Origin of the sequence: Paraburkholderia saeva, from assembly GCF_907164555.1 — a bacterium.
Taxonomy (GTDB): domain Bacteria; phylum Pseudomonadota; class Gammaproteobacteria; order Burkholderiales; family Burkholderiaceae; genus Paraburkholderia; species Paraburkholderia saeva.
Genome location: NZ_CAJQZC010000003.1, coordinates 252,488 through 276,491, shown reverse-complemented (window position 1 = coordinate 276,491; position 24,004 = coordinate 252,488). Strand labels below are relative to the sequence as shown.

Annotated in this window: 18 protein-coding genes; 8 read left to right on the top strand and 10 right to left on the bottom strand. The window is 63.1% G+C overall.

Annotation, left to right across the window (positions count from 1 at the left end):
* The first annotated feature begins 325 nt into the window (after positions 1 to 325).
* From LPA36_RS09375 to LPA36_RS09350, 6 genes are all read left to right on the top strand, one after another.
* Complete coding sequence (locus LPA36_RS09375) at positions 326 to 1,282, top strand: HlyD family secretion protein (RefSeq protein ID WP_228875875.1); 957 nt, start codon at positions 326 to 328, stop codon at positions 1,280 to 1,282.
* On the top strand, positions 1,279 to 2,223 hold the full coding sequence (locus tag LPA36_RS09370; RefSeq protein WP_228875874.1) for an ABC transporter ATP-binding protein: 945 nt from the start codon (positions 1,279 to 1,281) through the stop codon (positions 2,221 to 2,223). The genes LPA36_RS09375 and LPA36_RS09370 overlap by 4 nt, the downstream gene beginning before the upstream one ends.
* On the top strand, positions 2,220 to 3,362 hold the full coding sequence (locus LPA36_RS09365) for an ABC transporter permease (protein WP_228875873.1): 1,143 nt from the start codon (positions 2,220 to 2,222) through the stop codon (positions 3,360 to 3,362). Before LPA36_RS09370 ends, LPA36_RS09365 begins: the two co-directional genes overlap by 4 nt.
* A gap of 11 nt (positions 3,363 to 3,373) precedes the next feature.
* Positions 3,374 to 4,837 (top strand): efflux transporter outer membrane subunit, encoded by a 1,464-nt coding sequence (locus LPA36_RS09360; RefSeq protein WP_228875872.1) that lies wholly within the window; start codon positions 3,374 to 3,376, stop codon positions 4,835 to 4,837.
* Positions 4,838 to 4,987: 150 nt separating this feature from the next.
* Positions 4,988 to 6,112: a purine-nucleoside phosphorylase gene (locus LPA36_RS09355; RefSeq protein ID WP_228875871.1), complete on the top strand. Its 1,125-nt coding sequence runs from the start codon at positions 4,988 to 4,990 to the stop codon at positions 6,110 to 6,112.
* A 169-nt stretch (positions 6,113 to 6,281) separates the two neighbouring features.
* The gene (locus LPA36_RS09350; protein ID WP_228875870.1) at positions 6,282 to 7,352 is read left to right on the top strand and encodes a phytoene/squalene synthase family protein; all 1,071 of its coding nucleotides are present in this window, start codon (positions 6,282 to 6,284) and stop codon (positions 7,350 to 7,352) included.
* A 17-nt stretch (positions 7,353 to 7,369) separates the two neighbouring features.
* On the opposite strand, the gene LPA36_RS09345 is transcribed toward LPA36_RS09350, so the two are convergent.
* The 3 genes from LPA36_RS09345 to LPA36_RS09335 are packed head-to-tail and all read right to left on the bottom strand — an operon-like array spanning position 7,370 to position 11,215.
* Positions 7,370 to 9,622 (bottom strand): xanthine dehydrogenase family protein molybdopterin-binding subunit, encoded by a 2,253-nt coding sequence (locus LPA36_RS09345; protein ID WP_228875869.1) that lies wholly within the window; start codon positions 9,620 to 9,622, stop codon positions 7,370 to 7,372.
* 22 nt (positions 9,623 to 9,644) lie between these two features.
* Entirely contained in the window at positions 9,645 to 10,649 is a 1,005-nt protein-coding gene (locus LPA36_RS09340; protein ID WP_228875868.1) for an FAD binding domain-containing protein, read from the bottom strand.
* 11 nt (positions 10,650 to 10,660) lie between these two features.
* Positions 10,661 to 11,215 carry a (2Fe-2S)-binding protein gene (locus LPA36_RS09335; RefSeq protein WP_228875867.1) on the bottom strand — a complete coding sequence of 185 codons (555 nt, stop codon included), beginning with the start codon at positions 11,213 to 11,215 and terminating at the stop codon, positions 10,661 to 10,663.
* A gap of 434 nt (positions 11,216 to 11,649) precedes the next feature.
* Here LPA36_RS09335 and LPA36_RS09330 point away from each other — a divergent pair, with 434 nt between their 5' ends.
* Positions 11,650 to 13,887 (top strand): NADP-dependent isocitrate dehydrogenase, encoded by a 2,238-nt coding sequence (locus LPA36_RS09330; protein ID WP_228875866.1) that lies wholly within the window; start codon positions 11,650 to 11,652, stop codon positions 13,885 to 13,887.
* Between the two features lie 178 nt (positions 13,888 to 14,065).
* Here LPA36_RS09330 and zwf read toward each other — a convergent pair whose 3' ends face one another.
* From zwf to LPA36_RS09310, 4 genes are all read right to left on the bottom strand, one after another.
* Positions 14,066 to 15,529: a glucose-6-phosphate dehydrogenase gene (zwf, locus tag LPA36_RS09325; protein ID WP_228875865.1), complete on the bottom strand. Its 1,464-nt coding sequence runs from the start codon at positions 15,527 to 15,529 to the stop codon at positions 14,066 to 14,068.
* Between the two features lie 249 nt (positions 15,530 to 15,778).
* Positions 15,779 to 16,480, bottom strand: coding sequence for an NAD-dependent epimerase/dehydratase family protein (locus LPA36_RS09320; protein ID WP_228875864.1), 702 nt, complete (start codon positions 16,478 to 16,480; stop codon positions 15,779 to 15,781).
* A gap of 67 nt (positions 16,481 to 16,547) precedes the next feature.
* On the bottom strand, positions 16,548 to 17,411 hold the full coding sequence (locus tag LPA36_RS09315; protein ID WP_228875863.1) for an SDR family NAD(P)-dependent oxidoreductase: 864 nt from the start codon (positions 17,409 to 17,411) through the stop codon (positions 16,548 to 16,550).
* A 56-nt stretch (positions 17,412 to 17,467) separates the two neighbouring features.
* Complete coding sequence (locus LPA36_RS09310) at positions 17,468 to 18,040, bottom strand: TetR/AcrR family transcriptional regulator (RefSeq protein WP_228875862.1); 573 nt, start codon at positions 18,038 to 18,040, stop codon at positions 17,468 to 17,470.
* Positions 18,041 to 18,255: 215 nt separating this feature from the next.
* Between LPA36_RS09310 and LPA36_RS09305 the strand changes: the two genes are divergently transcribed.
* Positions 18,256 to 19,176: a dihydrodipicolinate synthase family protein gene (locus LPA36_RS09305; RefSeq protein WP_228875861.1), complete on the top strand. Its 921-nt coding sequence runs from the start codon at positions 18,256 to 18,258 to the stop codon at positions 19,174 to 19,176.
* 80 nt (positions 19,177 to 19,256) lie between these two features.
* Here the strand turns inward: LPA36_RS09305 and LPA36_RS09300 are convergent, their stop codons facing one another.
* From LPA36_RS09300 to LPA36_RS09290, 3 genes are all read right to left on the bottom strand, one after another.
* Complete coding sequence (locus tag LPA36_RS09300) at positions 19,257 to 21,020, bottom strand: acyl-CoA dehydrogenase (RefSeq protein WP_228876512.1); 1,764 nt, start codon at positions 21,018 to 21,020, stop codon at positions 19,257 to 19,259.
* Positions 21,021 to 21,336: 316 nt separating this feature from the next.
* Positions 21,337 to 22,335, bottom strand: a complete 999-nt coding sequence (locus LPA36_RS09295; RefSeq protein ID WP_228875860.1) for an AraC family transcriptional regulator — start codon at positions 22,333 to 22,335, stop codon at positions 21,337 to 21,339.
* A 732-nt stretch (positions 22,336 to 23,067) separates the two neighbouring features.
* Entirely contained in the window at positions 23,068 to 24,003 is a 936-nt protein-coding gene (locus tag LPA36_RS09290; RefSeq protein WP_228875859.1) for an electron transfer flavoprotein subunit alpha/FixB family protein, read from the bottom strand.
* Position 24,004 lies beyond the last annotated feature (1 nt).

The following is a 24,004-nucleotide window of genomic DNA, read 5'->3' as shown; positions in this document are numbered from 1 at the left end:
GTTTTCAACTCAGACCGTTGCGTGAATTTCACCCCGGTTTTTCAAAGTCCGCTTAAATCAGGGCAGGCGACGTCCGTTCGTGCGTACGCCGGTCCCATGCTGCTGGCGGCGCTGCGGGCCGCGTCGCGCCGGCCAGTTCCATTCCCTCTGTCCGGATGGGTCGATTTCCCCATTGACCCAGGAAACTAAAATGACGAAAATAGTTTCCATCGAATGAAGAAACCGCTGAACGGGTCCACCGGCTCGTTCACTTCGTTCACCTCACACGCGGCATGCTGCCGCAAGGGGCGCTGCTGACAGCGCGCCCATCGTCACGGAGCATGTCATGAGCCGCATTTACTGGGTCCCGCTTTCGCTGCTGGTAGTCGCCATGCTGTCGGCCTGTTCGCAGTCCGACAGCAACGCGTGGCAGGGCTATGTCGAGGGCGAATTCGTCTATCTCGGCTCAACGCAATCGGGCAAGCTCGCGCAGCTTCCTGTCACGCGCGGCGAGACCGTCAAGGCAGACACGCCCCTCTTCACGCTCGAATCGACCGACGAGGCCGCCGCGTTTTCCCAGGCCCAGCAGCAACTTGCGGCCGCACGCGCGCAACTCGCTGATCTGCAGACCGGCAAGCGCGTACCGGAAGTCAACGTCAACCGCGCGCAGCTCGCTGAGGCCATCGCGAACGCGCGCAAGGCGTCGCTGCAACTGACGCGCGACGACGCGCAGTTCCGCGCAGGCGGTATCGCGAAGGCTCAACTCGACGACTCGCGCGCAAACGCGGATGCAACCGCCGCGCAGGTGCGCGAACTCACGAGCCAGGTCGAAGTCGCGCGCCTGCCGGGCCGCACGCAGCAGCTCGCCGCACAGACAGCGCAGGTGGCCGCAGCGCAGGCCGCCGTCATACAGGCGCAATGGAGGCTCGACCAGAAACAGGTCAGCGCACCGGCTGACGGCCTCGTCTACGACACGCTGTATCGCAAGGGCGAATGGGTGCAGGCCGGCAGTCCGGTCGTGCAGATGTTGCCGCCGCAAAACATGAAGGTCCGCTTCTACGTTCCAGAGACCGTGGTCGGCCAGCTCGCGACGGGCCGGCGCCTCACGGTGCATTGCGATGGCTGCGCCGCCGCTATTCCCGCGAAAGTGACGTACATCTCGTCGCAGGCCGAATACACGCCACCCGTCATCTACAGCAACGAAAGCCGCGCAAAGCTGGTGTTCCTCGTCGAAGCCCATCCCTCGGTTGAGGACGCAATGAAGCTGCATCCGGGCCAACCTGTCACGGTGAGCCTGCAATGAACACGCCGGCACAGGACCTCGTCATCGACGTACACAACCTGAACAAGCGCTTTGGCGACAAGCACGTCGTCAACGACGTGTCACTGCAGGTCGCGCGCGGAGAAATCTTCGGTTTTCTCGGGCCGAACGGCAGCGGCAAGACGACATCGATCCGCCTGATGTGCGGTCTGCTCACACCCGACTCGGGCAGTGGCACGTGTCTGGGATACGACATCCAGCGCGAAAGCGGAGCGATCAAGCGCAACGTCGGCTACATGACGCAACGGTTCTCGTACTGGGAAGACCTGACGATCCGCGAAAACCTCGATTTTGTCGCGCGTATCTATCAGATGCGCAACCGGCGCGAAGCCGTCGACCGTTCGCTTGAATCGCTCGGGCTGCAAAGCCGCGCAAGCCAGTTGACCGGATCGCTTTCGGGCGGCTGGAAACAGCGGCTCGCGCTCGCGGCCTGCATGCTGCACGAGCCAAAGCTGCTGCTACTCGATGAACCGACCGCGGGCGTCGATCCCACCGCACGACGCGACTTCTGGGAAGAATTGCACCGGCTCGCCGCGCGCGGCATTTCCGTGCTGGTCAGCACGCACTATATGGATGAAGCGGAACGCTGCCACAAGCTCGCGTATATCGCTTACGGCAAGCTGCTCGCACAGGGCACAGCGAACGAAGTGATCGAATCGCAGGATCTCGCCACGTGGGCCATTCATGGTGAACACCTGAGCAAGCTCTCCGAACATTTGCGAACGATGCCGGACGTCGACCAGACCGTCGTTTTCGGGTCCGCGCTGCATGCAAGCGGCCGCGACCACGCCGCGCTCGAGCGCGCGATCAGGCAGGCATGCGCCGGCACCGATCTGCGTATGGAACCCATCGCAACCGGTCTTGAAGACGTGTTCATCTACCTGATGAGTCACTCGAAGGACAACTTCGGAGCGCCCTCGTGAGCAAACGCAACCTGTTTTCGCTGACGCGCTGGTGGAGCATCGTGCTCAAGGAATTCCTCCAGCTGCGCCGTGACCGCGTCACGTTCGCCATGATCATCGGTCTGCCGATCGTCCAGCTCGCGCTGTTTGGTTTCGCCATCAACACGGATCCGAAGCATCTGCCGACGGCTGTCATCGCGGGCGAGCAGAGCGCGTTTTCGCGCAGTTTTATCGCTGCGATGAAGAACTCGGACTATTTCAACATCGTCGAGACACTGCCCAACGAGGAAGCCGGGCGCCGCGCGCTCGCGCAGGGTCGCGTGCAGTTTGTACTGAACGTGCCCACCGATTTCTCGCGGCGCCTCTTGCGCGGCGAACATCCGTCGCTGCTGGTCGAAGCCGACGCCACCGACCCGACCGCGACGAACACTGCGCTCGCTGCACTGCCGAATCTCGTGCAGCCGGTCGCGGACAAGGACATCAAGGGCGCGCTGGCCCATCTGAACGGCAGCCCCGCCGCGTTCAACGTCGAGGTGCACAGCCTTTACAACCCCGAGGGCATCACGCAGTACAACGTCGTGCCGGGTCTCATGGGCGTGATCCTGACGATGACGCTCGTGATGATGACGGGTCTCGCGATCACACGCGAACGCGAACGCGGCACGATGGAGAACCTGCTCGCGACGCCCGTCCTGCCCATCGAAGTGATGACGGGCAAGATCGTCCCTTATGTGATTATCGGGCTGATTCAGGCCACGATCATTCTTGTCGCGACGCGTTTCGTTTTTCACGTGCCGTTTGCCGGCAGCCCGGTTGCGATCTATCTCGCGGTGCTGCTCTTCATCGCGGCCAATCTGACGGTCGGCATCACGCTCTCTTCGCTCGCGCAAAACCAGTTGCAGGCGATGCAGCTCACGGTGTTCTATTTCCTGCCGAATATCCTGCTCTCCGGTTTCATGTTCCCGTTCGCGGGCATGCCGAAATGGGCGCAGTTCATCGGCAACCTGCTGCCCCTCACGTATTTCAACCGGCTGATACGCGGCATCATCCTCAAAGGCAATGGCTGGGCGGACCTCTGGCCTTCGGTATGGCCGGTTGCGGTCTTTACGGCGATCGTGATGGCGATTGCACTGCGCTTCTACCGGCGCACGCTCGACTAGGAGAACCGACGATGAAACCTCTCGCATGCCTCGTCGCCCTTGCGTTGTGCGGCTGCACGGTCGGCCCGGACTTCCACGCGCCCGCTGCGCCGGATACCGATAGCTACACGCGCGAAACGCTGCCCGCGACAACAGCGGCAGCGGGCGGCGCAGCCGGTTCCGCGCAGACGCTGAGCACCGCGCCGCACGCCACCCCGATGTGGTGGAAACAGTTCCAGTCGGATGCGCTCAACCGGCTTGTCGACGAAGCGTTGCAGCATAGCCCGACACTCGCGCAGGCGAGCGCAAAGCTGGTGCAGGCGCGCGAGGACTACAACGCGCAGTTCGGCTCGACGCAATTCCCGAATGTGGACGCAACCGTTTCCGCTACGCGGCAACAGGTCGATCTCGCCGCATTCGGCATTCCACAAGTCCAGAACCCGGGACCGTTTTCGCTGTTCAACGCGTCGGTGAGCGTGTCGTACGCATTCGATGTATTTGGCCTCAACCGTCGCGCACTCGAAGCAACCATGGCGCAGGTGGACTATGCTGCGTACGAACTCGATGCCGCGCGGCTTTCGATTGCGGGCAATGTCGTATCGACCGCGATCCGGCGCGCCTCGCTGCAGCAACAGATCACTTTGACCGAAAACCTTGCCGATACGCAGGCGAAACAGCTGACCATCATCGAGGCACGCTTCGCGGCGGGTGGCGTTTCACAACTCGACGTGCGCAGTCAGCGCACGCTGCTTGCGCAGACGCGCGCATCGTTGCCCCCACTCATCACGCAACTCGGTGCGGCCGATCACCAGCTCGCGATCCTGCTCGGCGAAGCGCCTTCGAAAGCCGATTTTGCCGGGCTCACGCTGGATTCGCTTCATCTGCCGGGTAGCGTGCCTGTTACGTTACCGTCGACGCTCGCACGCGAACGTCCGGATATCCGCGCATCGGAAGCGCTGTTGCATCAGGCCAGCGCGAATGTCGGCGTGGCGACAGCGAGTCTGTATCCGCAGTTCTCGCTGTCGGCGGGCATTGGGTCCGAACGCACGAGCGTGCAGGATGTGGTCAACGGCCTGAATATCTGGAACATTGGACTGAATCTCACGCAGCCCATTTTCCGCGGCGGAGAATTGCGGTCGAAGAAACGCTCGGCTCAAGCCGCGTACGAAGCGGCCCTCGCCGGCTATCAGCAAACGGTATTGCAGGCGCTCCAGCAGGTAGCCGACACATTGACCGCACTCAACAGCGACGCCCGCGAATTGCAGGCGCGCGAAGATGCCGCGCAGCAGGCGCAGGCGAGCTTCGATACCGCGCATGCGCAATACGCCGCAGGCGGCGTCAGTCAGTCGGCGTTGCTCGATGCGCAGCGCCAGGTGCTGCAAACGGCGCTCGACCGGACGCGCGCACAGGCCGACCGCTTCAGCGACACGGCTGCGCTGTTTCAGTCGCTTGGCGGCGGTTTGCAGATCGACAGCACACAGGCGCGGGCGGAATAGAAGCGCAATCACGTTTTCCAGGCCTGGAGTACCGGAAAGATTTCTGCACCCTATACTGCTGTGAACCGGGACCATGGACAACGGGTCCCGGACACACATCGCACGACCGCCCGCTCATGCCTTAGCCGACCACCCTGAGGGAGCCGCCCGATGAACGTAAAAACGCCGCTTAAGCGAGTCGTGAACCGCTGCACCCCACGCAAGCTGCCCGTCGCACGCACCGCGCTCACTGTCGCGCTTGCCGCAAGCTGCACGTTCGGCGTGTGTCTGCCCGGCATCGCGCAGGATTCCGATGCCTTTGCCCGCCAGGTCAACCCAGGCAACGGACGCGACGTGAAAGTGATGATCATCTCGATGTTCGGTCCGGAAGGCCAGGTTTGGCTCGACAACCTTGGCCCATGGAAAGCCATCAAGGTGCCGGGTCTTTCGCCGGACTACCCTGAAGTGCATTGCAACCGCCACGATGTCTGCGTGCTCACGACGGGTATGGGCCACGCCAATGCAGCGGCTTCGCTGATGGCGCTGACGTTCTCCGATAAATTCGATCTGCGCCGCACGTATTTCATGATTGCGGGCATTGCCGGAATCGATCCGGCGCAGGGCACGCTTGGGTCGGCCGCGTGGGCGAAGTATCTGGTCGACTTTGGCATCCAGTGGGAACTCGATGCGCGCGAGAAACCCGATAGCTGGCCCAGCGGCTTCCTTGGCATCAATACGCAGTCGCCGACAGACAAGCCGCTGCTCGACTACCGCACCGAAGTCTTCGCGCTGAACGCGAAGCTGGCCGATACGGCGTTCGCGCTTTCAAAAAACGTGCAGTTGCAGGACAGTTCCGACGCACAGATGGCCCGGGTGAAATTCAACCATCCGCCGGCCAACCAGCCGCCGAAGGTCATTCAGTGCGACACGCTCGCGGGTGATACGTGGTGGTCCGGAAAATATATCGGCGAGCGGGCGCGTTACTGGACGAAACTCCTCACCGATAACAAGGGCACGTATTGCACGACCCAGCAGGAAGACAATGCGACGTACGAAGCGCTCAAACGCGCGGCAAGCACGGGTCGTGTGGATCTGGGCCGCGTCGCGGCATTGCGCTCGGGTTCCGATTTCGACCGACCGTACGACGGCCAGAGCGCGTCCGATAACCTCCTCAACTATGCGAAGCAAGGTGGCTTCGGTCCCGCGATCGAAAACCTGTACCGTGCCGGCAATCCGCTTGTGCAGGACATCGTCACGCATTGGGACGAATGGCGCGACGGGGTTCCGTCAAGGTGACCGCAGCGGTGGCTCGATGCCGCTTCAGTGACAGCATCGAGCCACCTGATCCATGCGCAGATCGCGCGCGGCGGAAGGGAATCAGATTGCCAGGTACAATCCGGCAGCGTCCATTTGCCGATTTGTCGATTTGTCGCCCTGTCGATTTCCCATTCTGACCGAACACCCTATGCGCAATCCTGCCCGGGCCTTTCTCCTCGGCCCGCTTTTGAAGGGCGTCTCACGCTCCTTCTATCTCACGCTGCGCGTATTGCCCGCGGGCATGCGCGACCCAGTCGGTCTCGCGTACCTGCTGGCACGCGCGGCCGACACGATTGCGGACACCTCGCTGATTCCACCAGACCAGCGCCTCTACATGCTGCTTGCGCTTCGTGAACAGGTGAACGGTGTGAATGCTGCCGGTGGCACCCGCGGCGAGGACGGGCGTCTGCAACGCATGGCGGTGGAAGTCGCAGCCCAGCAGACGCATTCGGATGAGAAAGTCCTGCTCGAATCGCTCGGCCCCGCGCTCGACGTGCTGGCGCAACTGACGCAATCCGATCGCGATGCCGTGCGCGAGATCGTCACGACGCTGACCGAAGGCATGGAATTCGATCTGCACACGTTTCCGGATGAGTCATCGGGGCAGATCGTTGCGTTACGCGAACTCGATGAACTCGACCGCTACACATATCTGGTAGCGGGCTGCGTCGGCGAATTCTGGACGAAGATGACATGGGCGCACATGCCCGGCACGCTCAAAGGCCAGCCCGATGTGGCGCTCGAACGGGGCGTACGGTTCGGCAAGGCACTTCAGATGACCAACGTACTGCGCGATTGCGGCAAGGATCTGCGTATCGGCCGCTGCTATCTTCCTTCGACCCTGCTCGACGAAGCGCGCCTGAGCCCGCAGGACCTGCTGTTACCGGAAAGCTCGCTGCGTGCCCAGCCGCTGATGTTCGAGCTCGTGCGCACGACGCTCGATCTCTTTCGCGACGCAGTCGAATACACGCTCGCGATTCCCGCACATTCGGTGCGGCTCCGGCTCGCGTGTCTGTGGCCCGTCGTGATCGGGCTTGAAACGTTGCTGCTGCTCGTCGACAACGATGCCTGGCTCGACCCGGCGAAGGTCTCGAAGATCAGGCGCAACACGGTGTACCGGGTCATCGCGTATTCGATACCGGCCGTCGCATCGGACAGGCTGATCCGTCGCTGGACCGACGGCTTGATGAGCCGGATCGAAAGCCGCCTGCAACGCTGACAGCGCAACGCGGCACCTCAACCGCCGTGACGCGCACCTGAGGGGGCATCGAGAAGGTCTTCGATCATCACCGGCAGCTTTCGGACCCGCACGCCGGTGGCGTGATGCACGGCGTCCGTAATTGCCGCGGCGATGCCCGCGAGGCCGATTTCGGCGATACCCCGCGCGCCGATTTCGTTGAATATCGTGTCGGGGTGATCGAGGAACGTGACGTCGAGCGCCGGCGTGTCGGCGTGCGACGCGATGATGTAATCAGCCAGGTTGCTGTTGGCCGGCGCGCCGTTCTGCGGGTCATACATCGTGTGCTCGAAGAGCGCCATGCCGACACCCATCACCACCGCGCCTTCGATCTGGTTGCGCCCGGCGCGCGGGTTCAGGATCCTGCCGGCATCGATCACTGTGACCACGCGGCTCACGCGCAGTTGCGCGATCTCCGGCTGCCACGTGACCTCGGCGAAGTGCGCGCCGTACGAGTAAATCGAATAGCGTTTCTTCAACGGATCGTCGAAGCCGCCCTTTGCGCTGCCGCTGCCTGACGCCGCATGCATCCGCGCCATCCTGAGGATGTCGGCGAATGGCACGCCGGTTTGCGGCGGTTCTCCCTTGCGATGGACACGGCCCACGCCAAACGCAAGTGAATCGGCCTCGGTCCCGTGAAAAGGCGAATCGGGCAACGCGACAGCACGCGCGGTTACGACCTTGATTGCCGCGCGCGCTGCGTCGAGCACCGCCGGGATCACGGAGGCCGTCACCGCGGAGCCGCCGGATATCGGCCCCAACGGCAACGCGGTATCGCCGAGTACGACCTCGATGTGTTCGATCGGCACGCCGGTTTCCCCGGCAACCAGCTGCGCGAGGATCGTGTACGTGCCGGTGCCGATGTCCTGCGTGCCGCATACGACGCGCGCCGTGCCATCGGCGCGCAGATCGACTGTCGCTTCGGCCGAAAATCGCACGCCCGGCCAGCCGCATGCGCCGACACCCCATCCAAGTGTCAACCCGTCGCGCTTCATTGCACCGATGCCCGGCTGCCGTTGCGACCAGCCGAATTTTTCCGCACCGGTACGCAGACATTCGCTCAGATGGCGCGACGAAAACGGCAGTCCGGTGCTTTCATCGACGCGCGGCTCGTTTTTCAGTCGCAGTTCGACGGGGTCCATGTCGAGCCTGCGCGCCAGTTCGTTCATCGCCGACTCGAGTGCGAAGAGGCCCGGCACCGCGCCCGGTCCGCGCATCGCAGTGGGCGAACCGACGTTGCGGCGCGCAAGGCCGGAAGTCACACGCAGGTTCGGCACGCTGTAGAGCATCGGCGTGATCTCGCCGCACGATTCCTGATATTCGTCGGCTATCGCGGTGTGGTTCACCGCGTCGTGTCGCACGGACGTCAACGTGCCGTCTGCGTCGGCTGACAGTCGCATGCGCTGCTGCGTCACCGGCCGGTGACCGACGTTCTGGAACATCATCTTGCGGCTCACCACGAGTTTCACCGGGTGTCCCGTATAACGCGTGGCGGCAGCGGCCAGCAACGAGTGCGGCCACATCCACAGCTTGCCGCCGAAACCCGAGCCGAGATAGCGTGAAATCACGCGCACCTTTTCTTTCGGCAGACCGAGCATCTGCATCAACGTGCCTTGATGATTCGATACGGCCTGGCTCGTTTCATAAAACGTGTAGCTGTCGCCGTCCCAATGCGCGACCGTTGCGTGCAGTTCTATCGGATTGTGCGTCTCGACCGGCGTCACGTAGGTTTCGTCGATCGACACCGTTGCGCTGTCGAACGCGCGTGCCGCGTCGCCGCGCTCACTCTCCACCTTCGGCTCCGCATCGCTCGCAAGTTCATCGCTGACGTCATGCGCTGCCACGTCGTACCGGACCTTGATGGCCGCCGCGGCCGCGCTGGCTGCCTCGAAGGTATCGGCGACCACGAGCGCGACGTACTGGCCGTAATAGCGGATCACATCGTCTTCGAACGGCGGCCGGGCTTCGTCGACGAAACCTGTATCCATCGAGTTGCCCGAGATTCTGTAGAAACGTCCGACGTTGCCGCGATGAAGCACCGCATGCACGCCCGGCATCGCCTCTGCCGCAGCGAATTCGAGCGACGTGATGCGCCCGCTCGCAATCGTGCTGCACACGGGAACGGCATGCAGCAGCCCCGGAAGGTCGACGTCGGACGTATAGGTCGCGCCGCCGCTCACTTTCAGCGGCCCGTCGATGCGCGATTGCGGCTGTCCGATCACGGCACGCTGGCTGTCGGGTGCAGTAGACATGTGTGGACCTCGTGAGAATTGCTCAAATGGCTTGCGTAACCTGCGTCAGCGCGTGAATGAGGCAGCGTCGCGCCAGCTCCACCTTGAACGCGTTCTGGCTCTGCGGCTTCGCACCAGCGAGTGCCGCATCGGCTGCCTGCCGGAACGCCGGTTCGTCGGGTGCGTTGCCGTCCAGCCTGGCCTCGGCTTCTACCGCATGCCATGGCTTCGTGCCGACGCCACCCAGCGCAACACGCACATGCGCGATACGACCGTCGGCCACCTTCACGACAACCGCCGCCGACGCGAGCGCGAATTCGTACGACGCACGATCGCGCAGCTTCACGTAGAGCGAGCGTGCGCCCGCAGGAACAGGCGGCAACGTGACATGCGTGATCAAATCGCCGGGCTCCAGCACGGTTTCGCGATGCGGTGTGGTACCGGGCAGCAGATAGAAGTCGTCGATGGCGATGCTGCGGCGTCCCTTGCTGCCCTCCACGTGAATCGTCGCACCGAGCGCCGTGAGCGCGACGTTCATGTCGGACGGATGACTCGCGATGCACGCATCGCTTGTGCCGAGTATGGCGAGCGTTCTGTTAAAGCCGTTGATCGCGGCGCATCCCGAGCCGGGTTCCCGCTTGTTGCAGGGCATGGCGGTGTCGCGAAAGTAGATGCAGCGCGTACGTTGCAACAGGTTGCCACCCGTCGTCGCCATATTGCGCAGTTGCGCCGAGGCGCCCGCGAGCAGGGCTTGCGATAGCACCGCATAGCGCTCGCGGATCAGCGGATGTTGCGCGAGATCTGCGTTGCGCACGGTCGCGCCAATTTTTACGCCGCCGTCCTGCGTTTCTTCCACTGCGTTCAGCGGCAGGCGGCTGATGTCGATGACGCGCGCCGGACGCTCGACGTTCAGCTTCATCAGATCGAGCAGCGTCGTGCCGCCGGCGAGCACGCGAACTTCAGCGCCCTGTTGCGCCGTGGTGGATGTCGCGCTGGCCGCGATGGCTTCGCTCAGCGAATTCGCGCGCGAAAGCTGGAAAAGGTCCATGGTCGCCGCCCTCACGCCTTGCCGCGCACGCACTGGATCGCAGCGACGATGTTCTGGTACGCGCCACAGCGGCACAGGTTGCCGCTCATCGCTTCGCGTACGTCGGCGTCGTGTGGGCCGACGGGCTCGCCAAGCAGCGCGACCGCCGACATGATCTGCCCCGACGTGCAGTAGCCGCACTGATAACCGTCGCATTCGACGAACGCGGCCTGCATCGGGTGCAGCGAATCCACGCCGCCGAGACCTTCGATTGTCGTGATCGCATCGCCCTCGTGCGTGCCGGCAAGAGAAAGGCATGCGTTCACGCGCCGCCCGTTCACGTGAACGGTGCACGCGCCGCACTGCCCGTGATCGCAGCCTTTTTTCGTGCCGGTCAGATGAAGATGCTCGCGTAGCGCATCGAGCAAGGTGGTGCGGGGATCGAGGGACAGCGTGTGAATCGTGCCGTTGACATTCAGTTCGAAGGAAATCGTGACGCCCGAGGCCGGACTGCTGGTGGCGTTCGCGCGATGGTTCTTTTCTTCAAGCGTATCGTATGTATCGGGTGGGGAGGCCGTGTGGTGCATCGTGCAATCTCCTCGCTAGAACGGGGCGGAAAGAGAAAAAGAGACCAGCGAAAAGTATAGGTCGCGTAACGCAAGCCGGCAGGACCGTAAGCCGCGTTCCGCCATCAAGGAGAGAAGCAGCAAGTGAAATGCCCGGGCTTCGGGCGTCTTGTGATTCTGTAAGCTGCCTCGATCCGGGTTCACGTGGCCTCGGCAGTTCGGGCACCCGGGCGAAAGTTCGCGCGCGTTCTTACAGCCCGCACAGCCCCGCCGCCACGGGCTCGCAGACACTTTCACACGCTCAACCCCGTCTGCAGGTAAAATTTGCGTTTTGCGTTTGCTGCGCGAGGCCGGTCCAGGCTCCCCGCAAAATCAGGCAAAATTTGGTCATTGGTGCCGGGCCACACGCTGCCGGCGGCTTTCCCCACCCCAGTTTTCTGTTCTTGAGACACGCGATGAGTACCCAGCAACCCACGATTATCTACACCCTCACCGATGAAGCGCCCCTGCTGGCGACCAGCGCTTTTCTGCCGATCATCCGCACGTTCACCGCGCCGGCTGGAATTGAGGTCACGACCAGCGACATCTCGGTGGCTGGCCGCATCCTGGGTGAGTTCCCGGAATTTCTGACCGAAGAACAGCGCGTGCCGGACAACCTGGCTGAACTCGGCCGTCTCACGTTGCTGCCGGACACGAACATCATCAAGCTGCCGAACATCAGCGCTTCGGTGCATCAGCTGGTGGGCGCGATCAAGGAACTGCAGGGCAAGGGCTACAAGGTGCCGGATTTCCCGGAAGAGCCGAAGACCGAAGCCGAAAAGGCCATCCGTCAGCGCTACTCGCGTTGTCTCGGCAGCGCCGTGAACCCGGTGCTGCGCGAAGGCAACTCGGATCGCCGCGCACCGGCCGCCGTGAAGAACTACGCGCGCAAGAACCCGCACAGCATGGGTGAATGGAGCATGGCTTCGCGCACGCACGTCGCGCACATGAAGCATGGCGACTTCTATCACGGCGAAAAGTCGATGACGGTCGACAAGGCTCGCGACGTGAAGATGGAACTCGTCACGACGAGCGGCAAGACGATCGTGCTGAAGCCGAAGGTATCGCTCCTCGACGGCGAAATCATCGACAGCATGTTCATGAGCAAGAAGGCGCTGTGCGACTTCTACGAAGAACAGATGGAAGACGCGCGCAAGACGGGCGTCATGCTGTCGCTGCACGTGAAGGCGACGATGATGAAGGTGTCGCACCCGATCGTGTTCGGCCACGCTGTGAAGATCTTCTACAAGGAAGCGTTCGCGAAGCACGGCAAGCTGTTCGACGAACTCGGCGTGAACGTCAACAACGGTCTCGTCAACCTGTACGACAAGCTCGAATCGCTGCCGAGCTCGAAGCGCGAAGAAATCATCCGCGACATGCACGCGTGCCACGAACACCGCCCGGAACTGGCGATGGTGGATTCGGCCAAGGGCATCTCGAACCTGCACGCACCGAACGACGTGATCGTCGATGCTTCGATGCCGGCCATGATCCGCATCGGCGGCAAGATGTGGGGCGCCGACGGCCGTCCGAAGGACACGAAGGCTGTGATCCCGGAAAGCACGTTTGCCCGTATCTACCAGGAAATCATCAATTTCTGCAAGACGAACGGCAATTTCGATCCGGTCACGATGGGCACGGTGCCGAACGTCGGCCTGATGGCGCAGCAAGCCGAAGAATACGGCTCGCACGACAAGACGTTCGAAGTGCCGGAAGCCGGCGAAGCGCGCATCGTCGACATCGTGACGGGTGAAGTGCTGCTCGTGCAGAACGTCGAAGCAGGCGACATCTGGCGTATGTGTCAGGTCAAGGACGCGCCGATCCGCGACTGGGTCAAGCTCGCTGTCACGCGCGCACGCAACTCGGGCATGCCGGCCGTGTTCTGGCTCGACCCGTACCGTCCGCACGAAGCAGAAATGATCAAGAAGGTCGAAACATACCTGAAGGATCACGACACCGAAGGCCTCGACATCCAGATCATGTCGCAGGTCCGCGCAATGCGTTACACGCTGGAGCGCGTGATTCGCGGCCTCGACACGATTTCGGTGACGGGCAACATCCTGCGCGACTACCTGACCGACCTGTTCCCGATCATGGAACTCGGCACCAGCGCGAAGATGCTCTCGATCGTCCCGCTGATGGCGGGCGGCGGCATGTACGAAACGGGTGCAGGCGGTTCGGCGCCGAAGCACGTCAAGCAGCTGGTGGAAGAAAACCATCTGCGCTGGGATTCGCTGGGTGAATTTCTGGCGCTGGCTGTTTCGCTCGAAGATCTGGGCATCAAGACCGGCAACAGTAAGGCGAAGATCCTCGCAACGACGCTGGACGCCGCCACGGGCAAGCTGCTCGAGAACAACCGGAATCCGTCGCCGAAGACGGGCCAGCTCGACAATCGCGGCAGCCAGTTCTACCTCGCAATGTACTGGGCGCAGGAACTCGCCGCGCAAACCGGTGACGCAGCGCTCGCGGCACACTTCGCGCCGCTCGCGAAGCATCTGACCGAGAACGAGCAGAAGATCGTCGGCGAACTGTCGGCCGTGCAGGGTGAAGCGGCTGATATCGGCGGCTACTACCGCCCGGACCCGGAAAAGCTCGACGCCGTCATGCGTCCGAGCAAGACGCTGAACGCAGCGCTGGCTTCGGCCAAGGGCTAAGGCTAACGCCAGCGCTGTCACTGCTGGACGATGCGGCCCGCTTCGCGGGTCGCATCGGTGATTACCCTTCCGGCTCGCCGCCGGAAGGGTGCTTCAACGGAAGCGACTGGATGTATGCCTCTGCCGTTCGAAGCAAATCCGGGTGTTCGCCCGGTGACGCTTTCCCTTCCGCATTACCTCAGCTTCCCAGCTTGTTCGGATCCCGCCATGCCCGCTCAAACGGCAGGCGCCACGCGCGCGGCGCAACGAGTTGGTGAATCGCATTCGGCCCCCAGGAACCCGGCGCATAGAAGCGCACGGGCGGCGGTGATTCGATGAGCGCGGTCGACACCTGCCACAGGCGCTCGATACCTTCGGCGGTCGTGAAGAGCGTGCGATCGCCGCGCATGGCGTCGAGTATCAGCCGTTCATACGCTTCGAGCACGTCGCCGATCAGGCCCGTGTCATGCATCGCGAACTGCAGACTCAGCTTGTCGAGCCGCATGCCGGGCCCCGGACGCTTTCCGTAAAACGAAAGCGACATCTTCGATGCGTCCGCGAGGTCGAATGTCAGATGGTCCGGCCCCTGCGAACCGACGCCCGAGCCGGCCGGAAACATGCTCTTGGGCGGCTCGCGAAACGCGATGGAAATGATGCGCTGCCCTTCGGCCATGCGCTTGCCGGTGCGCAGATAGAACGGCACGCCGGCCCACCGCCAGTTATCGATCGAGCACTTCAGCGCGATGAACGTCTCCGTTTCCGATTCGGGGTTCACGCCCTCCTCCGTGCGATAGCCCGTGTACTGCCCGCGCACGACATCGCCCGGCTGGATCGGCAGCATGCTGCGAAAAACCTTGTTCTTCTCCTCGCTGATCGGCGAAGGCTCGAGGGAAGTAGGCGGCTCCATCGCCATGAACGCGAGAATCTGGAACAGGTGCGTGACGACCATGTCGCGAAACGCGCCCGTCTGCTCATAGAACCCCGCGCGCTTGCCGAGCCCGAGCGTCTCGGGGACGTCGATCTGCACATGATCGATGAAGTTGCGGTTCCAGATGGGCTCGAAGAGACCGTTGGCAAAGCGGAACGCGAGAATGTTCTGCGCCGGCTCTTTTCCGAGGAAGTGATCGATGCGGAAGATCTGCTCTTCCTCGAACACTTCGTGCAGCTTCGCGTTCAGCGAGACGGAGCTCGCGAGATCGGTGCCGAACGGCTTTTCCATGATGATCCTGGAACGCTCGACGAGGCCGGCTTCGCTCAGCATTTTCACCGCCGACAATGCGGCGCTCGGCGGCACGCTCAGATAGTGCAGGCGACGACATTCGCCCTCGAACGTCTGTTCGGCGCGCTCGACCGCGACTTTCAGCGCGCCCGCGCCTGCGCCGAGCGGCAGATAGTCGAGATGGGCCGCGAATGTATCCCATTCCGCCTCGACGATCCTGCGCGACGAAAACTCATTGAGCGCTTCGCGTGCCGTGGCACGAAACGTATCGAGATCGACGTCGTCAAGCGCCACGGCGATGATCCGGCAACCCGGGATAAAGCCCGCACTCGACAGATGGAAGAGCCCCGGTAACAGCTTTCGCCGCGCGAGATCGCCCGTCGCGCCGAAGAGAACGACAACCTGCGGAAACCGTGGACCGACTCCAGGAGCAATCTTCGCCATCGTGCAATTCCTTTCCAGGTGAACGACGTTTGACGACACGAATGCGGGCCGAAGGGAGCCCCGCCGGGCGCTGGCGCCTGTGGGCGCGGCTGGCGAACCGCCAGTCTACGCCCGCTCAATTTAATCGCTGGTGAATTTCCCGATCTGCGGCGTGACGCGCGCCGCCCGGCGTACGGCCGAAGCCGGTGTCGAGGTCCGGATGAATCTGAAGCAATGCTCCGTTACTTTAGTGCGTTCCGTGGCAGGCCGTCATGTCGCCGCCATGCCGCTTGCGCGCCGCGAAGCGGCACGCGCAATGGCTTCGATATCGCGGGCCTCGACGATCGCGGTGGGTGCGCCATCGCGCGCGACCGCAAGCATCGCCTGGCCGATGGTCGCGGTCGTCTGGACGTAGTTCGGCAGCAGCACCCGCAATGTCGTGAGCAGCGGGCCGACCAGTGCATAGATCGCGCGATAGAGACGTGTCTTCGAATGAATGCCGTGAAGAGGCTGAATGACGCCAGGCCGGAACAGATACACCGCCCGGAACGGCAGCCGCTGCAACGCGTTCTCCGTGCGCCCCTTGACCCGCGCCCACATGCTGCGCCCCTGCTCCGTGCTGTCGGTGCCCGCGCCGGACACGAAAACGAAAGTCATCTGCGGACTGAGCCGCGCCAGCGTTTCGGCCGCGGCAAGCGTGATGTCGTACGTAATCTTCGTATAGTCCGCTTCGCTCATGCCCACTGACGACACGCCCAGACAGAAGAAGCACACATCGAAATCCGTCAGCGAGCCTTCCATCGAGCGGTAATCGGTCATGTCGCGATGGATGATCTCCCGCAGCCGCGGATCGAACTGCCCCGTAGGCGTGCGGCCTATGGTCTGGACACACTCGACGTCTGGATCGCGCAGGCATTCGCGCAGCACGCCTTGCCCGACCATGCCGGTCGCACCGAATATCAGCACTCTCATTGCATCTCTCCGAATCGTTCGACAGAAGACTGTGTGTCTTTCATGTGCGTTGCCTGCCGGGGTGTCGTCATGCTGCGGGAAGCGCTGGCGGCAGGCCCGCTGCCGCGAAGTCGGTGGACAGGCTGACGTCGTGCCACAACGCGGCGCTGGCTGCCCGCGCCTTGTCGCCTTCGCCGCAGAAGTACAGCGCGTCGCTTCCGAGCAGCAGATGGGGCGGCAGCGTGTCGTGAGCCGCAAGCCGCAATACCAGTGCGGCCACTTTTGCGGGGTCGCTCGTTTCCTGGCCGACGTGCTGTCCAAGCAGGTCGATGGTCTGACCTACCGAAGGCGCGTAGTCCGGCAGCAGGTCAGGCAGCGCGCTCATCGCTTCCCCGCCCCAGCCGGTTTTCATGCCGCCGGGTTCCAGCGCCGTCACCTTCACGCCGAAGGGCGCCACTTCCTGACTGATTACTTCAGTAAAACCGCCGACCGCCCATTTCGCCGCCTGATAGGCTGCAAGCCCCGCGATGCCAACCCGGCCGCCCACCGACGAAATCTGGATGATGTGTCCCGCGCGCTGCTGGCGCATCACAGGAAGCGCCGCGCGGGTCACGTTCACGACACCATAGAAGTTCGTGTCGATCTGCGCACGAAAGTCCGCCTCGGGCGCCTGTTCGAACGGCGCGAGATGGCCAAACCCCGCGTTGTTCACGACGACGTCGAGCCGGCCGAATGCGTCCACCGCCAGTTGAACGGCGTCGAGCGCAGCGCCCGAATCCGTGACGTCCAGCGCTGCGACACGCACCCGGTCGCCGTAACGCTCGACCAGCGTGTCAAGATGCGCCGGATTGCGCGCCGTAGCAACGACCCGTTCGCCGGCAGCCAGCGCTGCTTCAACTATCTCGCGCCCAAGACCGCGCGCGCTTCCCGTAACCAGCCATACCTTCGTCATGATTCTATCCCTCTCCATTTTTGAATGAGTACTCACTCATTCAACACAAAAAAAGCTCACGTTTTGACGATCGCGCTCCAGAACGCCTCAAACCCTGCGGTGCGATAGCGGTCCGCATGAGCCGGATCGCGGGCAATGAAGTCCATGGTGGTCTCGGCCAGCGAACCCATGATCGCCGTAACGAAAGCCGGCGGAAGATCGCGAAGCGCGCCTCTCGCGATGCTCTCCTCGATCATCGTATTGACGTTGGCAAACGCCTGCATGCCGGCGACCTTGACCTGCTCCGAAATCCGGTCGGACACCGACAATTGTGCCAGCGTGCGTCGCTTGTCCGGTTGCGCGACACCCCAGTTCACATAGGTATCCCAGACGTGGCGCGTGCGCGTTTGCAGACTGGCCGCCTTCGGATACGCGGCCATCATGACTTCGCGCATTTCCGCCTTGATCTCGAGGTAGAGCTGGTTAAGCAGTTCGTCTTTCGTATCGAAGTACGTGAAGAGCGTGCCTTCCGCCACGCCGGCCACGCGCGCGATCCGCGAAGTGGGCGCGCCGAGGCCCTGTTCAGCAATCACCTGAATGGCGGCTGACAGGATTGCGTCGCGTTTGTCTTCACTTCTGGGTCGTGCCATCCTGAAACCAGCGGAAATTAATAAATGAGTGATGACTCAATCATATATCGGATGTGGCGATATGGCAAGCGTCAGATGAAGGTTGGGCAGGGCAAGTCGTAAAAGCGATCACATGATAGAAAGCATTCGCTATACGATGCGTCGCCTGCGCCCGTATAGTCGCCGCAGCCGTCGGAGCGAGCGGCGTGCATCGTGCTATCCAGGAGACTCTTTCAATGGCAACCCCCATCTATCGCGGCGTGTTCCCCGTCGCGCCCACCGTATTCGACGAAGCCGGCCGGCTCGACCTTGACGGCCAGAAGCGCGCGATCGATTTCATGATCGATGCCGGATCGAACGGCATCTGCATTCTTGCGAATTTTTCCGAGCAGTTCGTCTTGACCGACGAAGAACGGAGCACCGTCCAGAACGTGGTGCTGGAGCATGTCGCGGGCCGGGTGCCGGTAATCGTTACGACGACGCACTTCAGCACCGACGTGTGCGCCGCCCGCAGTCGCGCGGCACAGGACGCTGGCGCGGCGATGGTAATGATCATGCCGCCGTATCACGGCGCGACGATCCGGGTCGGCGAGGCCGGCATTCATGCGTTCTTCAGCAAGGTGTCCGCCGCGATCGATATCCCGATCATGATCCAGGATGCGCCGGTCGCTGGCACGCCGATGTCGGCCGCGTTCCTCGCGAGCCTGGCGAAGGAAATCGAACACGTTTCGTATTTCAAGATCGAAACCGCGCAGGCCGCATCGAAACTGCGTGAGCTGATCAGGCTGGGGGGAGACGCCGTGGTCGGCCCGTGGGATGGCGAAGAGGCCATCACGCTGATCCCGGATTTCGACGCGGGTGCGACGGGCTCGATGACGGGCGGCGGCTATCCGGACGGGATCCGCAAGATTGTGGATGCCTACGCGTCCGGCGATACGGAACAGGCCGCGGAGCTTTATCAGCAATGGCTGCCGCTCATCAACTACGAGAACCGCCAGTGCGGACTCGCGGCGTGCAAGACACTGATGAAAGCAGGCGGCGTGATCAAGTCCGATATGGTGCGTCATCCGCTCGCATCGATGCAGCCGGCAGTGCGTGACGGCCTGCTGAAGGTCGCCCGACGACTCGATCCGCTGGTGTTGCGCTGGGCTCACTAAGCCCGCGTTTCGTCTGCGGAAGATGCATGACCGGATTCATCTGATCCGGTCATGCAGATGAAGCGCAAAGCGTTGAAGCGTCAGAACTGGTCTTCTGTCAGCCCCAGCATGCCTTCGCCGCCCTTCGCCGTCACGATCGACGCTTCGAGCGCCGACGCCTGCGTCAGCACGTGTTCCGCGAAGAACTGCGCGGTCGCGATCTTCGCGCCATAGAACGACGGATCTTCTTCACGCTTTTCCATCGCCACGAGCAGCGCACGCGCCATCTGCCAGCCGCCCAGCACGATGCCTGCAAGTTTCAGGTACGGCACGCTGCCGGCAAAAACTGCGTTCGGATCGCGCTTCACATTCGCCACCATGAAGTCGACCACCGCGGCGAGCGAATCGCGCCCCTGTTCGAGATAGCGCTTCATCGAGCGGCAGGCCAGCGCGTCGTGCGGGCCGAGCGCCTCGATCGTCTGCGCGATGTCCGCGAGCAGCGCTTTGGCCACCGCGCCGCCGTCACGTACCGTCTTGCGACCGATCAGGTCGTTCGCCTGGATCGCGGTCGTGCCTTCGTAGATCGGCAGGATGCGTGCGTCGCGGTAGTACTGCGCGGCGCCCGTTTCCTCGATGAAGCCCATGCCGCCGTGCACCTGCACGCCGAGACTCGTCACGTCGATCGACAGCTCCGTGCTCCAGCCCTTCACGACCGGCACCAGGAATTCGTAGATCGCCTGGTGTTCGGCGCGCGTGGCCGCATCCGGGTGACGGTGGGCGATGTCGCTGTGCGCGGCGGCCACGTAAGCCAGCGCGCGCGACGCTTCAGTCAGGCTGCGCATTGTCGAGAGCATGCGGCGCACGTCCGGATGCTGGATGATCGCGACCGACTGCTTCGCGCTGCCGTCCACCGGACGGCTCTGCACGCGGTCCTTCGCGTATTCGACCGCCTTCTGGTACGCGCGGTCCGAGACGCCCACGCCCTGCATGCCAACCGCGAAGCGCGCCGCGTTCATCATGATGAACATGTATTCGAGGCCACGGTTTTCCTCGCCGACCAGGTGGCCGATCGCGCCGCCGTGGTCGCCGAACTGCAGCACCGCGGTCGGGCTCGCCTTGATGCCGAGCTTGTGCTCGATCGACACGCAGTGCACGTCGTTACGCGCGCCGAGCGAGCCGTCATCGTTCACGAGGAACTTCGGCACGAGGAAGAGCGAAATGCCCTTCACACCCTCGGGTGCGTTCGGCGTGCGCGCGAGTACGAGATGCGCGATGTTCTTCGCCATGTCGTGTTCGCCCCACGTGATGAAGATCTTCGTGCCGAATACCTTGAACGAGCCGTCGCCCTGCGGCTCGGCGCGCGTGCGCACGAGGGCGAGGTCCGAGCCCGCCTGCGGCTCCGTCAGGTTCATGGTGCCGGTCCATTCGCCGGAGACGAGTTTTGGCACATAGATCTGCTTCTGCGCGTCGGTGCCGGCGGTCAGCAGCGCCTCGATGGCGCCGTCTGTGAGCAGCGGGCACAGCGCAAACGACAGGTTCGATGCGTTGAGCATCTCTATGCACGGCGTCGCGACCAGCTTCGGCAGGCCCTGGCCGTCGTATTCGAGCGGATGCTGCACGCCCTGCCAGCCGCCTTCGCCAAACTGGCGAAACGCGTCGGCGAAGCCGGGCGTCGCGGTGACCGTGCCGTCTTTCCACGCGCTCGGGTTGCGGTCGCCTTCGACGTTCAGCGGTGCGAGCACTTCGCCGCACAGCTTCGCGGATTCTTCGAGCACGGCCTGGGCGGTGTCCAGACCGGCGTCTTCGAAACCGGGCAAGGTGGCGATCGTGTCGAGATCGGCCAGCTCCTTCATCACGAAGAGCATGTCTTTGAGGGGGGCGGCGTAACGGGTCACGAGTGGTCTTCCTGTGCAAATTGAACGAGTTGGGCGCCGAAAAGGGCCTGACAGATGCACCATGGTAACGGTGATAGCGCGTCCACCCGATACCGAAATACGCCTATTGATTGACTGAATCTGCCGCCCCGCGCATCGCAATCAGGAATTCGGGCGCACAGCCGCGCCGCCATCCCCCTGTTGGAGGACCGTGGCTGTATGGCGCGCAGCCATGCCCGTCGGGGCACGGGCGCCGTCAGCGGACCACCTGTAAACTGACATCTTCTGCCACACTCCAGACGGGCGTTCAGGTCATCGCGCGGTACGTTTTCGGCGTGCTGCCGGTCCACTGCCGGAATGCCCGATGAAATGCGGTCGTATTGCCGAAACCGATGTCGTAGGCAATCGACGCGATCGCGTCCGTTGATCCGGTCAACCGTTGAATGGCGATATCGCGGCGCACTTCGTCCTTGACCGCCTGGAACGTCGTGCCTTCCGCTACGAGCCGCCGGCATAGCGTGCGCACGGAAAAATGCAGATGCCGCGCGACGACTTCGATCGTGGGAATCTCAGGCAGGCAGGTGGCAAGGTATTGGCGCGTGCGGTTGCACACCTGCTGTTCGGCGAGCGAGACGAAGATCCAGTCCTCCGGCGCGCGGGCGAGGAATTTCTTCAGATCGGGTTTGCGCTGCCTGATCGCCATCTCCAGATACGCCGCGTCGAACGACATGAGCGTGCGCGCGCAACCGTACTGGACGGGTCCGGGGAAGAGATACAGGTAGTCACTCGCGCGCGGCGGCCGCGGGCAATCGAACTCCACGCTGACGAGCGGAATCTTCTCGCCGATGAGCCACGACGCCACCCCATGCGCGAGCTTCAGCATCAATTCGCGGCCGAGCACGCCGAAGCCAGGACTGGCAGGATCCGGCACAAGCTCGATGCGACAGAGCCCCCCCTCGCGCCGCGATTCCAGCCTGAAATCATCGACGACCAGGTGAAAAAACTGGCCGAACCGGTGCATCGCGATTTCGAGCCGCGGCGCATCGAGCAGGCTCAGGCAGAGATACTTCAGCGTGCCGTTTCGGAGCGGCCGGCTGAAGATGCCGGGCATTTCATCGTCGAGTTCGATCGCGAGCAGGCGATACAGCGTGGAAAACTGCTCCAGCGTGACGCGAGCCGCGGGCTCACGCAGCAGTTCGCTGTGGATGCCGGATTGCCCTGCCATCCGCTCGACCGCGGCCGGATCGGCGCCCGCCAGAAAGGCGTTGACGAGCGATATGGGGACGGTGCCTGAAAACTGATTCAATTGTTGAACGCCGGATCAAAACGCATTGCCCTCTTCGGACGGCTTCTTCGCTTTCGATGCTATCCGCTCCCCGCGCGTGTCCCAGCCTGCCTGTCAACTGCTATCGACCGGAGCTCAAGGCTTTGCTGCCGCTGACCTGTCGCGATCAGCGCTCATCGCGCGCCGACATCGTAGCAAGCGTCATCTGCTGGCGTCCAGCGGCCGGCACTGGCTGACCGGCAACGGTAGTTTCTCCTGGCCGGGACCGGGAAAGCACTACCGGATCAGGATGGCCGGTGTCGTGGCATCCCGCTTCGAACCAGGTCTGGTGGCCGCTGCACGACTGGAGAATATAGAGGATACGTCTGAATGGGTAGCGAAAAGACCCGGGACTGGCGTTCATCGCGCCGATGTTGAGCGAAGAGGTCCTCGGGCTCGCTTCCGGCGAGGACTGCAGGTGCTATTCCACGTTCCTGGCGGAGGCGGAGGCTAGCAGTTGCGGAGGCATGGGGGCATAGCCCCGGTGCGGCGGATGGTGGACATCCTGCCGGCGCGAATGTCGACGGTGGGCGCGGGCTCACATACGCCGGGCGTCCCGCTGCCCGCTGTCAGGGGCGTTTGTCACGCGTTCGTGTCCGGGGCGCGGGGCGCGCCGGACTTTGAGTGCATCGAATCGCTCGATGTCGTGAAGGAGCGTGACGGACCCGTCCGTCACGCTCCATGGTCGCCACGGAGCAAGGGACGCGGTCCTGCTCAGCCCAGTTCGGCTGCGATTTCCGGCACGACCGTGAACAGATCACCCACCAGACCGTAATCAGCGACGCTGAAGATCGGTGCTTCCGGATCCTTGTTGATCGCCACGATCACCTTCGAATCCTTCATGCCGGCCAGATGCTGGATCGCACCCGAGATGCCGACGGCCACGTACAGCTGAGGCGCCACAATCTTGCCCGTCTGGCCCACCTGGTAGTCGTTCGGCACGAACCCTGCATCCACTGCCGCACGCGATGCGCCCAGCGCCGCGTTCAGCCTGTCCGCCAGCGGCTCGAGCACTTTCGTGTAGTTCTCGCCGCTACCCAGACCGCGTCCACCCGACACGATGATCTTCGCCGAGGTCAGCTCCGGTCGGTCCAGCTTCGTCACTTCACGGCTCACGAATTGCGAAAGGCCGGTGTCGGCTGCGGCTTCGATTTTCTCCACCGCTGCGCTGCCGCCCTCGGCCGCCACCGGGTCAAAGCCCGTCGTGCGCACCGTGATCACCTTGATGGCATCGCTCGATTGCACGGTCGCGATTGCGTTGCCGGCGTAGATCGGGCGCTCGAACGTATCCGCACTGTCCACGGCAGTGATGTCGCTGATCTGCGCGACGTCCAGCTTCGCTGCGATGCGCGGTGCGATGTTCTTGCCGTATGCGGTTGCCGGCGCCAGGATGTGCGTGTAGTTCTTCGCGATGTCCAGTACCGTCGCCTCGACGTTTTCCGCCAGACCGGCTTCGAGTTGCGCGGCGTCGGCCAGCAGCACCTTGCTCACGCCTGCGATTTTCGCGGCCGCGTCCGCCGCGCCCTGCGCGTTGTGGCCCGCCACCAGCACGTGGATGTCGCCACCAATCTTCTGCGCGGCTGCAATCGTGTTCAGCGTTGCCGCCTTGATCGATGCGCCGTCGTGCTCTGCTATTACCAGATTCGTCATT